We start from the raw sequence: 13,835 nt of genomic DNA, 5'->3' as shown, positions 1-13,835 counted from the left end.
GCCATCATGTAGGGGATCACGCGTCCTTCAAAGAGGCTTGATGCGCGGCGCAGGTAATCGGGCGCGACGACATAGGTCGAGGCCGCGTGTTCATAAACCGCAGGGGCCTGTTGGCGCGCGACGACACCGCCGGGCAGGGGTTTGCTGACGTGCAGCGCGCCGGTTTCGTCCGGCTCGACCAGATTGAAATAAGGGTTCTTGCGCGCCTCGCAGCAGGACATGACCATGTCGGGGGCTTCGGCGAAGAACAGATCAAGCGCCTCGCGGATCGCTGTGTCGGGCCGCAGTGGTGAGGTGCAGTCAAGATCAAGGAACGCGGATGCGGGACCGGTTTGTTTCTCGACCTCTCCCAAAGCGTGTTTCCACACATCCCATTTGCCTGCCGTATCCGTTGCCAGATGCGCGGGGCGCAGACCGATGTCGAGACAGCCGCGTTTGAGGCTGTGTTCATACATCTCCACGCTATCCGTCGAGACGACAACATGATCCACGCGGTCGCTTTCCAGCAGTTGATCCAACGACCAGTCCAGCAAGGGCTTGCCATGCAACATCCGGAAATTCTTGTTTGGAACGCCCTTGCTGCCGGCGCGCGCGCCAATATGTCCGATGATCATGGCTTACTCTCCTGCGTCGCGCGTGCCCGCAAAGCGCGCCGCCCAGTCTTCGCGCTCCTCGTCCGTGATCTTGCGGAAAAGGTTTTCGGGGACAGTGAAGGCGTGGCCCGCAGGCAGCGCGTTCAAGGCGGCGGCAACGTCTGTGGGCCAGCTGTCATCATCCGTTTGCATCGCGTCGATCATGGTCTTGGATGCGTCGGGGATGAAGGCCGCCGAAAGCACCGCGTAAATCCGGATCAGGTTCAGCGCGAGGCGGACCTGCATGGCTGCTGTTTCGGGGTCGGTTTTGAAGGTTGTCCAAGGCGCGTTGGCTTGCAGATATTCGTTGCCCAGCACCCAGATCGCGCGCAGTTCGGCGGCGGATTTGCGGACTTCCATCGCGTCCATGTGCCGTTCATAGGCATGCAGGCGTGTGGTGAGGTCTGCGATAAGTTGCTCTTCGGCGGGGCCATAGGTGCCGCCTTCGGGAATGGCTTCACTGAACTTTGACCGGCAAAACTTAGTAATACGACTCACAAAGTTGCCCAAGACGTCTGCAAGGTCCTTGTTCACGTCCGTCTGGAAGTTTTCCCAGGTAAATTCGGCGTCAGACGATTCAGGCGCATGCGACAAAAGCCACCAACGCCAATAGTCTGACGGCAAAAGCTCAAGCGCCTGGTCCATGAACACACCGCGCCCGCGCGAGGTGCTAAACTGGCCGCCATCATAGTTGAGATAGTTGAACGACTTGATGTAATCGACCAGTTTCCATGGTTCCTGGCTGCCCAGAATGGTTGCCGGAAAAGACAACGTATGGAACGGCACGTTATCCTTACCCATGAACTGGGTGTAGGTCACGTCATCGGCACCCTTGTCGGTGCGCCACCAGCGCGCCCAGTCGCTGCCTTTGCCCGCGTCTTCCCATTCCTGCGCGCAGGCGATGTATTCGATGGGCGCATCGAACCACACATAGAACACCTTGCCTTCCATACCGGGCCAGACGTCGTCGCCCTTCATCACAGGGATGCCCCAATCAAGGTCACGGGTGATGCCGCGGTCCTGCAGCCCGTCACCATCATTGAGCCACTTTTTGGCAATCGAAGTCGTCAGGATCGGCCAGTCTTTCTTGCTGTCGATCCATGCGGCCAGATCGTCCTTGAGTTCGGATTGGCGCAGGTAGAGATGCTTTGTTTCACGCACCTCCAACTCGGTCGAACCCGAAATGGTTGAACGTGCGTCGATCAGATCAGTGGGGTCCAATTGCTTGGTGCAGTTATCACACTGATCGCCCCGCGCGCTTTCAAAACCGCAATTGGGGCAGGTGCCTTCGATATAACGATCCGGCAGGAAGCGCCCGTCAGCGACGGAATAGACCTGCTCTTCTGTCACTTCCTTGATCAGCCCCACCTCGGCCAGACGGGTGGCAAAGGCCTGCGTCAGCTTGTGGTTCTGCGGGCTGGAGGAGCGGCCGAAGTGGTCAAAGGACAAACGGAACCCTTCGGCGATCTTTGCCTGCACGTCATGCATTTCGGCGCAATACTCTGCCACCGGCTTGCCCGCTTTTGCCGCCGCCAGTTCGGCAGGCGTGCCGTGTTCATCGGTGGCGCAGAGAAACAGCACCTCATGCCCGCGCTGACGCAGGTAGCGGGCATAAAGGTCGGCGGGCAACTGGCTGCCCACTAGGTTTCCAAGGTGTTTGATCCCGTTGATGTAGGGAATGGCAGATGTGATCAGATGGCGGGCCATGCGATGTGTCCTTCAGCGTTTGCGCCTATGTAGCGGCCCACGCGCCCGAGTGCCAGACGTTCCGCGCCTAGCGGTCGCGGTGACGCCCCAAAAGCCGCCCGATGCTGAACGTGGTGCGCGGCGCGTAGATATAGGGTGTGCGTTGCTTTGGTATGCGGCGCACGCGCATCCGTGCCAGACCGAAGATGATCAACAGGATGTGCCCGGCGGAGATAAAGTAAAAAAGCGCACCCGGGCCATAAAGCCCGATCAGGACCGATGTGGTATAGGGGGCAGCAATGGCGCCCACGGCATAAAAGAACATCAGGGCTGCCGAAAGCTCGACCCGCTGATCCGACGTGGCAAAGTCATGGGCATGGGCGGTAGCCACCGAATAGATCGGAAAGGTCGTCAGGCCGAAGAGGAAGGCCGCGGTCATGATAATAGTGGTGCCCTGGCCTGATGTGGTGACGGTGAAAGCGCAGGCGATCACGGCGGCGACTGACAGCCAGATCATCACCCAGCGGCGGTCAAACTTATCCGCCAGCCACCCCACAGGATATTGCGCAATTGCCCCACCTGCGACGAAAGCCGCCAGAAATGACCCGATCTGGTTGGGGTTGAGCCCCACTTCCTGCCCGTACAAAGGCCCCACCATGCGGAAGGATGCACTGGACAGGGCCGCCACCAGAACAGCCGCCACGCCTAAAGGCGAACAGGCCCATGCAAGCGACGGGCGCAGGCGCGTGGCTCTGGGCGTTTCAGGCTGTTCGAGACGGGTCAGCGCCAAGGGCAGCAAGGATGCACAGCACAGAATTGTCAGGATGTTGTAGGCGATATAGGTTTCGACATCGGCCAGCGCCCCGATCATGAACTGCGCCACAAACGACGCCCCCGTATCGGCCACACGGTAGCTCGCAATCGCGCGGCCGCGGGTTTCGTTGTTGACCTTGGCCTGCAACCACGCCTCGATGATCGTATAGCAGCCAGCGACGCAAATGCCCGATCCGACGCGGAAAAGTGCCCAGAAATAAGGGTCTGCCACGATCACATGGGCGGCCAGCCCGATCGCGCCCATCGCGGTGAAGGTGGCAAAGGCGCGGCTGTGCCCCACGCTGCCCATCAGGCGCGGTGCCCACCAGCAGCCGATGAAAAACCCCACAAAATGTGCGGACCCGAGAAAGCCCACCTCGGCCTGCGAAAAGCCAAGTTCGATCCCCGTCAGTGCATCCAGCGGACCCACGCCGCCCGAAGACAGCTGCAAAAGCACCACTGAGAAAAATAACGCTGCAAAGGAGATAAACATCCGCATGGTCGAGCTATGACGGCACCGCCGCTACCGGGCTTGGCCATAATCGACAGTGCATGTCGCCTTTCTACCCTTGCTCTTGCCAGTCTGCGCTTTAGGGTCCGGCACGAAACTAGAACAAGGCGAACCAATGAAACAACTCCCCCTTGGCCGCAGCGATATTATGGTCAGCGAATGGTGTTTGGGCACCATGACCTATGGCAACCAGACACCGGAAGATGACGCGCACAAGCAGATCGACTTGGCGCTGGATGCCGGTATCAACTTTCTGGATACCGCTGAGATGTATCCGGTCAATCCGATCCGCGCCGAAACCGTCGGCCTGTCAGAACAGATCATCGGGAACTGGATCGCCAAGACAGGCCGCCGCGACGAGATTGTGGTGGCGACCAAAGTGTCGGGCAACAACCCCGGGTGGGTGCGCGAAGGGCGCGGGTATGACGGGGCGGTGATCCGCGAGGCGGTGGATACATCGCTCAAGCGGCTGCAGACTGATGTGATTGATCTTTACCAGATGCACTGGCCTGTGCGCGGGTCCTACATGTTCCGCCAGAACTGGACCTATGATCCGTCCGGCCAGAACCGCCAGCAGACCATGGACCACATGATGGATGTGCTTGAAGCGCTGGGCGAGATGGTGAAAGCGGGCAAGATCCGCAGTATCGGCATGTCGAACGAAAGCGCCTGGGGCATGACCAAGTGGATCGATCAGGCCGAGGCTGCAGGGCTGCCGCGTATGGCGTCGGTCCAGAACGAATATTCGCTGCTGTGCCGTCTCTATGACACGGACATGGCCGAGATGGCCGTGAATGAGGATGTGACGTTGTTGTCGTTTTCGCCGCTCGCTTGCGGTGTGCTGACCGGCAAATACCAGAATGGCGCTGTGCCAGATGGCAGCCGTTTGTCGCTCAACGGTGATCTGGGTGGCCGCGTGACCGAACGGTTATGGCCTGCGGCACAGGCCTATCTTGATCTGGCGGCGAAACACGGTCTCGATCCGGTGCATATGGCGATGGCGTGGCAGCGCACGCGGCCTTTTGCGGTGTCTGCGATTTTCGGGGCGACGACCTCGGCGCAGTTGCAGCAAATCCTGAGTGGCAAGGATGTGGTTCTCTCGGATGATATTATCGCCGAGATTGATGCGGCGCATAAAGAGCACCCGATGCCCTATTAGGTAAGGTGGATTTCAATCCAACTTACGCAGACATCCGTTGCGGAAATTGATCGACAGGGTGGACCCCCTGTCGATGGGAATTCTGCCTTGTGCGGTGCTCTGATATGGGCAAATGTCACGCAAACACCCAAAGGAGACCAGATATGCCGCTGCAAATGAACAAAGAGGTGTTTATCACCTGCGCTGTGACTGGCTCTGGCGCGACGCAGGACCGGAGCCCGCATGTCCCGCGCTCACCGCAGCAAATAGCAGAAAGTGCGATTGACGCGGCCAAGGCGGGCGCTGCGGTGGTACATTGCCATGTACGTGATCCTAAGACCGGCACGCCGTCGCGCGATCTTGTGCTTTACCGCGAGGTGACCGACCGCATTCGCGAGGCGGAGGTTGATGTTGTCCTGAACCTGACCGCTGGCATGGGCGGGGATATGGTGTTTGGCGGAGTGGAGACCCCTCTGCCGACGATAGCAGGCACCGATATGGTGGGGGCCACTGAACGGGTCGCCCATGTTGCGGAATGCCTGCCCGAGATTTGCACGCTTGATTGCGGCACGATGAATTTTGCCGAAGCCGATTACGTCATGACCAACACCCCCGGCATGTTGATTGCCATGGGGCGGATGATGACCGCACTGGGGGTAAAGCCCGAGATTGAGGCATTTGATACGGGCCATCTATGGTATGCGAAACAGTTGGTGAAAGATGGTGTGCTCGACAGCCCCGCTTTGGTGCAGCTTTGCATGGGGGTGCCTTGGGGCGCACCGGATGATCTCAACACCTTCATGGCGATGGTCAATAACGTGCCCGATGACTGGACCTTCTCGGCCTTTGGCCTTGGCCGCAGCCAGATGCCTTACGTGGCGGCTTCGGTTCTTGCAGGGGGCAATGTGCGTGTCGGGCTGGAAGACAACCTGATGCTGGATCGCGGCGTCTTGGCGACCAATGCGCAACTGGTGGAACGCGCGGCCGGGATCATCGAAAACCTTGGCGCCAAGGTGATCGGCCCCGCCGAGGTCCGCGCAAAACTGGGCCTGACCAAACGCGCGCCGGTCGCCAAATGAGGGTTCTGGCAGTCGTGCTGCTTTTGGCGGGCTGCAGCACGCAGGGCAGTGGTGGTTTCTTTTCGGTCTACCGCGACACGGAGGTGCCGATTGCATCGAAAGCGGTTTTTGAGCCCGAACGCTATCTGGGCGTCTGGTATGAGGTGTCACGCTATCCTGTGCCATTTCAGTCGGGCTGTGTCGGCGTAACAGCGGAATACGGTTTGCGCGACGACGGGCTGTTGTCCGTTCTGAACATTTGCCGCGACGCGGCTGGCCAAGAGACTGCGCGCATAGAAGGTACGGCAGAAATTGTCGGGCCTGGCCGGTTGAAGGTGCGGTTCCCTTCGGTGCCTTTCGTGGCCGCCGACTACTGGGTGCTTTGGACGGATGAGGATTACCGCACCGCCGTAGTCGGTGCCCCCAACGGGCGGTCGGGCTGGATTTTGAACCGCACCCCCGACATCCGCGCTGACCGTCTGCAGGCGGCGCGTGATGTTTTGCAATTCAACGGATATGATTTGAGCCGACTAGAGGAGTTTTAACGATGAAACGGTTGATTTTGGGCAGCATCGTCGCCTTGGCTGCTTGTGAGGGCGGCGGTGGTCTGACCAGCACCAGTGGCGGTGGCGGGATGCGCGAATTTATCGTGATTGGCGGGCGTATGTCCTTTGAGGATTGCCGCGCGCGCGGTGGTCTGATCATCCGTGACAGCGAAACGGCAATGGTGGCCTGCGACCCAAGTATTCGCCGCGCACCTGTGCCTGCAGATGAATTCGACCACCCTGATAACCAACCAACAGGCTAGGCAATGACACAAAAGACAGCAGCGATTATCGGCGGCGGCGTAATTGGTGGCGGCTGGGCTGCGCGGTTCCTGTTGATGGGCTGGGATGTCCGCGTCTTTGACCCCGATCCAGAGGCCGCGCGCAAGATCACAGAAGTGCTGAACAATGCGCGCCGGTCCTTGCCGGGGCTGTCGGATGTGGCTTTGCCTGCCGAGGGGCAACTGAGTTTTCATGACACCATGTCTGCCGCTGTGACAGGCGTGGACTGGGTGCAGGAAAGCGTACCCGAGCGGCTGGAATTGAAGCGCAAAGTCTATCAGACCTTGCAGGAACATTGCCCCCATGAAGCGGTGATCGGGTCCTCGACCAGCGGGTTCAAGCCGTCCGAATTGCAAGGCTGCGCCACACGCCCTGAACAGATCGTCGTCGCCCATCCGTTCAATCCGGTCTATCTTTTGCCACTGGTCGAACTGGTGCCAAGCGAGAAGACCGCGCCAGAGATTGTTCAGCGCGCAAAAGAGATTTTGACCGAAATCGGCATGTACCCCTTGCATGTCCGCGCCGAGATCGACGCGCATATTGCCGACCGTTTCCTTGAGGCTGTCTGGCGCGAAGCGCTGTGGCTGATCAAGGACGGCATCGCCACGACCGAGGAAATCGACAATGCGATCCGCTATGGTTTCGGCCTGCGCTGGGCGCAGATGGGCCTCTTCGAGACATACCGTATTGCCGGTGGGGAAGCGGGGATGCGGCATTTCATCGAACAATTCGGGCCTTGCCTTGAATGGCCGTGGACCAAGCTGATGGATGTGCCCGAACTGACCGATGAGTTGATTGATGCCGTTGCGGATCAATCCGACGCGCAATCGGGCATGTACACGATCCGTGAACTAGAGCGCGCGCGCGACAATAACCTTGTCACGATCCTGCGCGGTCTGAAGGCGCAGAACTGGGGCGCGGGCAAGCTGTTGAACGCACAGGACCGCCGTGTGGAAGGGGCCATTGGTCTGCCCGATGATCTGGGCAAGCCGATCGTGACCGTGGAACGCGCGGTGCCGCTCGACTGGACCGATTACAACGGGCACATGAACGAGGCGCGTTATTTGCAGGCCTTTGGCGATGCGACCGACCGGATGATGGCGCTGGTGGGCTGTGATGCAGAGTACATCGCAACCGGTGGGAGCTATTTTACTGCGGAAACCCATATCCGGCATCTGGATGAGGTCCATGCAGGTGCTGTGATCCGGATCGAGACGCAAGTCCTGAACGGGGCGGGAAAAAAGATGCATGTGTTCCACCGGATGTATGAAGGCGCGCGCGAATTGGCCACGGGCGAGCACATGCTGATCCATGTCAGCCTTGAGACCCGCCGCGCGTGTGATCCCGCTCCTGCGCTGGCTGCAACTTTGGCGAAAGTGGCTGCCGCCCATGCAGCCTTGCCGATGCCCGAAGGTGCAGGCAAAGCGGTGGGGGTCAAGGGCTAGCCGCCTCTGGATGGAACTTTGGATTACCATTACGATTGGTGCGGCCGCCGCACAGACGCTGCGGTTCATGCTGCAAAAGCGGCTGAAAGGTATGGCGCTTTCGACCGCTGGTGCGACCTTTGCGCGTTTCATCTATTCCGCGCCCTTGGTTGCCGCAATCGCGATTATCTATGCGCGCATTTCGGGTCAGGGTCTTCCTGCCATACCAGCGGCGTTCTGGCCCTATGCTTTGGCGGGGGGCATGTCGCAGATCTTGGCGACGATGTGTGTCATCGCTCTGTTCAGTCATCGCAATTTTGCGGTCGGCATCACTTTCAAAAAGACCGAAGTTCTGTTGAGTGCGCTTTTCGGGTTTCTTATCCTGGGCGATACATTCACGCCGCTGACAATCATGGCGATGATGATCGGCCTCGGCGGGGTGCTTTTGCTTTCCGATCCCCCCGGCGGCATCGGCCCTTGGCGCAAGCGCATTTTCAACCGCGCCACTGCGCTGGGCCTTGGGGCCGGGGTGTTGTTCGGCATTTCCGGCAATGGCGTGCGCGGCGCGGCGCTCTCATTGGCCGAGGGCGATGTGTTTTACCGCGCGATTGTCACGCTGGCGCTGATAACGGCTTTTCAAACCATTGCCATGGCGCTTTGGCTGGCATGGCGGGAACGGGGCGAGATCATGCGTGTGCTCTCTGCGTGGCGGGTCGCGGGGATGGTGGGGATCACCAGTATGATCGGATCAATCTGCTGGTACACGGCCTACACCTTGCAAAATGCGGCCTATGTGAACGCGGTAGGGCAGATCGAACTGTTGTTCTCGCTGATGATCGGGGCGTTTGTCTTTGGTGAGAAAGTAAGCTTGCGCGAATGGCAAGGTTTGGCGCTTCTTACGCTGAGCATCATCATGCTGGTGTTATTGCTCTAGCGGGCTTTGGCCGGCAAGGCGGCTGACCAGATGTGCCTCATCATCATTGCGAAAGAAGGGCACGCTGGCCGGCGTGCCGCCACGTGCGATATGGCTGGCCAGTTCGGCCAGCACGACCTGTGTGATAAAGGGCAGGTCGAACTTGCGTGCATCCGCCAGCGGCACCCATTGCAGATGGGCCAATTCATCCTCGGCGTTCGAAAAATCGTCCGGGTCTGTTTGCAAGTGCGCCACATCGGCCAGAAAGAAGCGCGCATCAAACCGGCGGGGGCGGCCTATTGGTGTGACAGCACGGAAAAAGAATTGCAGGGCTGCAGCATGGGGGACATGCCCTGTGGCAGCAAACCCGCGCCAGCCTTGCGGCGGATCGGACCAATGGCCGGGGTGGCCCAGAATCTGGCCGGTTTCTTCCCAGAGCTCGCGTATGGCGGCGGCGGCAAGGGCCGTTGGCGCATGGGTGCTTTCACGAGCAAGGCGTGCTTCGTCCAGTGGGGTCAGCGGTGTGGCAGGGACGGTTGCATCATTGGCGTCAACAGCACCGCCGGGAAAGACAAACTTGCCGGGCATGAATGCTGCACCGGCGCCGCGTTGCCCCATCAGAACCGATGGCCGGGCATTGGCATCCCGCAATACGATGATGGTTGCGGCATCTCTGAGCGCAGATTTGTCGATGGGGTGCCTCTTAACCGTTGTGGCCAAACCCGTGCATCCGGCGCGACCACTGAATGGCAACAATCATGCCCTTCATGCGCGGCAAGAGCGCCAGCGATAGCGCGACTGACCCGATTGTCAGTCCGGTTGCCATGACCCACGGTTCAGGTCGGAAATAGACCCACCAGAAGTGGATCACAAAACCGATGATATGTGCCACCAGCAAAATCGTCAGATAGGCGGGGCCGTCATCGGCACGGTGGTGCGACAGTTCCTCGTGGCAGACAGGGCAGGTATCAGCGACCCTGAGATAGCGCGCGAACAGTTTGCCTTCGCCGCAGTGCGGGCATTTGCACCGCAGTCCGTTGAGAATGGCAGGTTTGGTTGGGCGATCATCAAGGATCGTTTCCGCGTTCGACATAAGAAAACTCCGTCTTGCTCTTTTCACATGGACTATTGCGATTGGTTTGAAAAGGGGGTGCGCCGATTTGTGACGTGCCAGAAATTTCCTCAGCATCCTGCGACGGAAGTCGTGCGCCCCCACGTTCAAGGAGCATCAGCAGCACAGATAGGCTGCAAGGATGCAAAAAAGGACAACACAATGAAAACGAAGATTTTGACAGCAGCGCTTCTTTCCGGCTTGGTTTTGACAGCGGGTGCAGCACAGGCAGAAAACCACCGCGAACGGCCGGATTTTGCGACACTTGATATCAATGGCGACGGTGCGCTGACTTTGGAAGAGATGCAGGCGCGCGGTGAAGCACGCTTTGCCGAGATCGACACCGATGGTGACGGCGCCTTGTCCGTTGCCGAGCTGGCAGCGTCCGGCGCGGAACGGGCCACAGAGCGCGCCGCCCGCATGATCGCACGTTTTGACGCCAACGAAGACGGTTTGCTGCAGCAGGACGAAATGCCCTCGCGGGGCGAACGCCGCGCGGCCCAGATGTTTGACCGTGTCGATACCGATGGCGACGGTGTGATTTCTGCCGAGGAGTTCGAGACCGCCAAGGCGCGCATGGACGGACGACGCGGTGAAGGCCGTGGTGACCGGGGATAAGTCAGGATTGGCAGAGGGATGCTTTTCGCTCTGCCAATTGCCACTTGAGATGAAGTTGGCTAGCAAACGAACAGATGAACGCATCGCCAGATCCCTTTGTGGGCGCCGAAGACGCGGCGCTCTTGGTGGCCTACGCCAATGGTGATGGGCAGGCTGCGCGGTATCTGACGGCGCGGCTACTGCCGCGCGTACTGGCGCAGGCCACGCGGATGCTCGGCAATGGGTCCGACGCCGAGGACGTGGCGCAGGACGCGATGATGCGGCTGTGGAAGGTCGCGCCGGACTGGCGGCAGGGCGAGGCGCAGGTAAGCACGTGGCTTTACCGTGTTGTGGCGAACCTGTGCACCGACCGGTTGCGCAAAAGGCGGGGTGGTGTGTCGCTGGATCAGGTCGCGGAACCGGCTGATCCAAGCCCCGGTGCGGTCGCGCAAATGCAGACGCAGGCGCGCATGATGGCCCTATCGGATGCGCTGGCGCAATTGCCGGAACGACAGGCGCAGGCGGTATCGCTGCGACACCTTGAGGGGCTTGCGAACCCCGAAATTGCGCAAATCATGGACATCAGCGTGCGGTCCGTGGAAAGTCTGACAGCACGCGGGAAACGGGCCCTTGCCGATATCATGGCGGGGCGGAAGGCAGAACTGGGGTATGACGATGACGAACCCGAATGACGACATGCTGGACGATGTTTTCGCGCAGGCGCGCGGCACATCCCCTGTGCCCAGCGATGCCCTGATGGCGCGTGTCATTGCCGATGCCGACGCCGTACAGCCGCGCGCGGTTGCAGCCCCCGTTGCCCGGCCCCGTTTGATGATGCGCATGCTGGATACGATTGGTGGCTGGCCTGCGGTCAGCGGGCTTGCAATGGCGACAGTTGCCGGCATTTGGGTCGGGGTGGCGCCGCCTGCATCGGTGCAGGATGTGACCGCCGCGATGATGGGGGATGAGGTAAGTATCAACCTCTTCACAACAGATTTGATTCTCGACGCAGGAGCATTGGGCGATGGCTGAAGATAAATCACCACAAGCCCGCCCGAGCCGACTTTGGCAGATCGTGCTTGTGCTCTCGCTTGCGCTCAATCTAGCGGTGGTCGGGGTTGTTGTGGGGTCTGCGGCCTCGGGGCGTTGGGGTGACGGGCCACCGCGCAGTTTCGATCTTGGGCTTGCGCCGATTGCACGGGCGCTTGAACCGCAGGAACGCCGTGCCATCGGACGCAAACTGCGCGAAGACCGGTCTTTGCGTGATTTCGATCTGCGTGATCGCGTCAATCGTGTGGTTACAGCCTTGCGGGCCGACCCTTTTGATCCTGATGTCTTGCGGGCGTTGTTGGCCGAACAAAGCGAACGGATCACTGCGGTTCAGGCCACGGCACAAGAGGTTGTGGTAGAACAGATCATCGCCATGACGCCCGAGCGCCGCCGCGCCTTTGCAGAGCAGGTGCTGGAAGAGATGGCGCGTGCCCGCAGCCTGCGCGACCGATCCTCAGGCGGCTGACTTGCTGAAAGCAACCCGATCGCGGCCCGCGGATTTGGCCGCATAGAGCGCCTTGTCCGCCCGATCACAGATCTTGGTGATCGCGTTGCACTCGCCATTCATCTGCCCGCTGACCGCGACACCCACCGACACGGTCACCTTCAACATCGGAAGCCCCTCGCCCAGATTGAACGGTGTCGCGTTGACCAGTTCGCATAGTCTTGCTGCGGCCATCCGTGCATCTGAAACCGATGTGCCGGGCATGGCGACCAGAAATTCTTCGCCGCCCATCCGCGCCACCAGATCAATCGCGCGCAGGTTTTCACGCAGGCGGTTGGCAAGCTCGACTAGTACTTTGTCGCCCGCTGCATGCCCGTGGGTGTCATTCACGGATTTGAAGTGATCAATGTCGATCATCATCACGGCCAGTTCCCGCCCTGATTTGCGTGACTGATCGGCAAGGCGCGCCAGATGCGGTTCAACATAGCGGCGGTTAAACAGGCCAGTCAGCGGATCAGTCACCGCAGCGTTCAATCCGTTGCGGACGGTATCGCGCAATTTGTCGTGTTGCCGTTTGCGCGCGATTAGACGCGTCGCACGCATGATGATTTCATCGGCGCCGCTGGTCGCGGGCACCACGTCATCCGCGCCAAGATCAAGGAACATTGCGGCCACTTCCGGCGCATCAGGTGGCACCACGACAAGCTGCATCGCAAGCCGCGTCTGGTTGCGCGCGCGCAGATCAGACACCAACCCGAAAAGCTGGCTTCCGCCATCCCCAACCGACGCGGCATTGATGACAAAAAGATCATGCGCCGCACTGCTATCATCGCCAAGCAGGGCGTCATTTGGATGCAGCACCTGGATTGTGTTCCGCAGTCCCGCGCTCAGGCTGGACTTGAGCAGGGACGCTGCCGCCGCATCATAGCTTAAGATTGCAAGACGCGCCGCACCGTCAAAGACCGCCTTGTTCTCCTCAAAGCCCAAAGCGCGGCTTGTGGTTTCCCGCAACATCAATTCCTGACTGGTGCTGCGGACCCGCAACAGACTGCGGATGCGCGCCAGCAAGAGTGCATCATTGACAGGGTGGGGCAGCACATCATCGGCGCCCGCATCAAGGGCGGCAAACCGTGCCCTTGAGGTATCGGCGACACCGACCGCAATAATTGCAATTGATTTGGTCACAGTCGAGCGGCGCAGATCACGGCAGAGGCTATGCTGGTCATGCGCTGCATCAGACAGGTTGAGCAAGATCAGATCGGGCCGATTCCGCTCAATCATCTGGATCGCCTCAGCCTTGCTCGCGCAGGCGTCGACAGCGAATTGTGCTGCCAGCATCTTGACTTTCAACACGATTCTATTCGTTGCTACAGTATCTATAATCAATATGCGGCCAGGCATTTCTTGCACCTATCAAGAGCGTTCTGCTCGGTTCTGTGCAGACAGATTGGGCGCGAATGGTTAAGAAAATGTTTCTGCAAAACGAAGGGCACGGGATGCAACACGAACAAGCCGAAGTGATCGCCCTGAAAGGGCTGGCATGGCTGGCTGGAAACGATGAATTATGCGGGGTTTTTCTGGGCGCATCGGGTGGCTCGGTCGATGATCTGCGCGACCGCGCGACAGACCC

17 protein-coding genes are annotated in these 13,835 nt (G+C 59.8%); 11 read left to right on the top strand and 6 right to left on the bottom strand.

What is annotated here, in order from left to right; genetic code table 11:
* From VGP75_RS01245 to VGP75_RS01235, 3 genes are all read right to left on the bottom strand, one after another.
* A partial coding sequence (locus tag VGP75_RS01245) for an acylneuraminate cytidylyltransferase family protein (protein ID WP_327541917.1) occupies nucleotides 1-614 on the bottom strand: 614 nt, incomplete at its 3' end.
* Between the two features lie 3 nt (nucleotides 615-617).
* Nucleotides 618-2,339 carry a methionine--tRNA ligase gene (metG, locus tag VGP75_RS01240; protein WP_327541916.1) on the bottom strand — a complete coding sequence of 574 codons (1,722 nt, stop codon included), beginning with the start codon at nucleotides 2,337-2,339 and terminating at the stop codon, nucleotides 618-620.
* A 67-nt stretch (nucleotides 2,340-2,406) separates the two neighbouring features.
* A complete protein-coding gene (locus VGP75_RS01235; protein WP_327541915.1) occupies nucleotides 2,407-3,630 on the bottom strand; it encodes an MFS transporter in 1,224 nt (407 codons plus the stop codon).
* A gap of 127 nt (nucleotides 3,631-3,757) precedes the next feature.
* Here VGP75_RS01235 and VGP75_RS01230 point away from each other — a divergent pair, with 127 nt between their 5' ends.
* The 6 genes from VGP75_RS01230 (at nucleotide 3,758) to VGP75_RS01205 (ending at nucleotide 9,023) form a co-directional block, all read left to right on the top strand.
* A complete protein-coding gene (locus VGP75_RS01230) occupies nucleotides 3,758-4,801 on the top strand; it encodes an aldo/keto reductase (RefSeq protein ID WP_327541914.1) in 1,044 nt (347 codons plus the stop codon).
* A 143-nt stretch (nucleotides 4,802-4,944) separates the two neighbouring features.
* Complete coding sequence (gene bcoG, locus VGP75_RS01225; protein ID WP_327541913.1) at nucleotides 4,945-5,859, top strand: 3-dehydrocarnitine:acetyl-CoA trimethylamine transferase BcoG; 915 nt, start codon at nucleotides 4,945-4,947, stop codon at nucleotides 5,857-5,859.
* Nucleotides 5,856-6,383 (top strand): lipocalin family protein, encoded by a 528-nt coding sequence (locus VGP75_RS01220; protein ID WP_327541912.1) that lies wholly within the window; start codon nucleotides 5,856-5,858, stop codon nucleotides 6,381-6,383. The genes bcoG and VGP75_RS01220 overlap by 4 nt, the downstream gene beginning before the upstream one ends.
* A gap of 2 nt (nucleotides 6,384-6,385) precedes the next feature.
* Complete coding sequence (locus tag VGP75_RS01215; protein WP_327541911.1) at nucleotides 6,386-6,646, top strand: hypothetical protein; 261 nt, start codon at nucleotides 6,386-6,388, stop codon at nucleotides 6,644-6,646.
* 3 nt (nucleotides 6,647-6,649) lie between these two features.
* Nucleotides 6,650-8,110 (top strand): carnitine 3-dehydrogenase, encoded by a 1,461-nt coding sequence (locus VGP75_RS01210; RefSeq protein ID WP_327541910.1) that lies wholly within the window; start codon nucleotides 6,650-6,652, stop codon nucleotides 8,108-8,110.
* Nucleotides 8,111-8,120: 10 nt separating this feature from the next.
* Nucleotides 8,121-9,023 (top strand): DMT family transporter, encoded by a 903-nt coding sequence (locus VGP75_RS01205; protein WP_327541909.1) that lies wholly within the window; start codon nucleotides 8,121-8,123, stop codon nucleotides 9,021-9,023.
* On the opposite strand, the gene VGP75_RS01200 is transcribed toward VGP75_RS01205, so the two are convergent.
* Entirely contained in the window at nucleotides 9,012-9,722 is a 711-nt protein-coding gene (locus VGP75_RS01200) for an NUDIX hydrolase (RefSeq protein ID WP_327541908.1), read from the bottom strand. The genes VGP75_RS01205 and VGP75_RS01200 overlap by 12 nt on opposite strands.
* Nucleotides 9,706-10,095 carry a DUF983 domain-containing protein gene (locus VGP75_RS01195; protein WP_327541907.1) on the bottom strand — a complete coding sequence of 130 codons (390 nt, stop codon included), beginning with the start codon at nucleotides 10,093-10,095 and terminating at the stop codon, nucleotides 9,706-9,708. Before VGP75_RS01195 ends, VGP75_RS01200 begins: the two co-directional genes overlap by 17 nt.
* A 180-nt stretch (nucleotides 10,096-10,275) precedes the next feature.
* On the opposite strand from VGP75_RS01195, the gene VGP75_RS01190 reads away from it, so the two are divergent.
* The 4 genes from VGP75_RS01190 (at nucleotide 10,276) to VGP75_RS01175 (ending at nucleotide 12,226) form a co-directional block, all read left to right on the top strand.
* Nucleotides 10,276-10,731 carry an EF-hand domain-containing protein gene (locus tag VGP75_RS01190; RefSeq protein WP_327541906.1) on the top strand — a complete coding sequence of 152 codons (456 nt, stop codon included), beginning with the start codon at nucleotides 10,276-10,278 and terminating at the stop codon, nucleotides 10,729-10,731.
* A 74-nt stretch (nucleotides 10,732-10,805) separates the two neighbouring features.
* The gene (locus tag VGP75_RS01185; RefSeq protein WP_327541905.1) at nucleotides 10,806-11,402 is read left to right on the top strand and encodes an RNA polymerase sigma factor; all 597 of its coding nucleotides are present in this window, start codon (nucleotides 10,806-10,808) and stop codon (nucleotides 11,400-11,402) included.
* The gene (locus VGP75_RS01180; protein WP_327541904.1) at nucleotides 11,386-11,742 is read left to right on the top strand and encodes a hypothetical protein; all 357 of its coding nucleotides are present in this window, start codon (nucleotides 11,386-11,388) and stop codon (nucleotides 11,740-11,742) included. The genes VGP75_RS01185 and VGP75_RS01180 overlap by 17 nt, the downstream gene beginning before the upstream one ends.
* Nucleotides 11,735-12,226 (top strand): periplasmic heavy metal sensor, encoded by a 492-nt coding sequence (locus tag VGP75_RS01175; RefSeq protein WP_327541903.1) that lies wholly within the window; start codon nucleotides 11,735-11,737, stop codon nucleotides 12,224-12,226. The genes VGP75_RS01180 and VGP75_RS01175 overlap by 8 nt, the downstream gene beginning before the upstream one ends.
* Here VGP75_RS01175 and VGP75_RS01170 read toward each other — a convergent pair.
* Complete coding sequence (locus tag VGP75_RS01170) at nucleotides 12,215-13,558, bottom strand: diguanylate cyclase (protein ID WP_414727752.1); 1,344 nt, start codon at nucleotides 13,556-13,558, stop codon at nucleotides 12,215-12,217. The two genes, VGP75_RS01175 and VGP75_RS01170, sit on opposite strands and share 12 nt — an antisense overlap.
* A 143-nt stretch (nucleotides 13,559-13,701) precedes the next feature.
* Here VGP75_RS01170 and VGP75_RS01165 point away from each other — a divergent pair.
* On the top strand, nucleotides 13,702-13,835 hold a 134-nt coding region (locus VGP75_RS01165; RefSeq protein ID WP_327541918.1), incomplete at its 3' end, for a DUF3572 family protein.

The organism is Yoonia sp., assembly GCF_036007805.1.
In the GTDB taxonomy this organism is placed as follows: domain Bacteria; phylum Pseudomonadota; class Alphaproteobacteria; order Rhodobacterales; family Rhodobacteraceae; genus Yoonia.
This window is presented reverse-complemented; position numbering and strand designations above follow the sequence as displayed.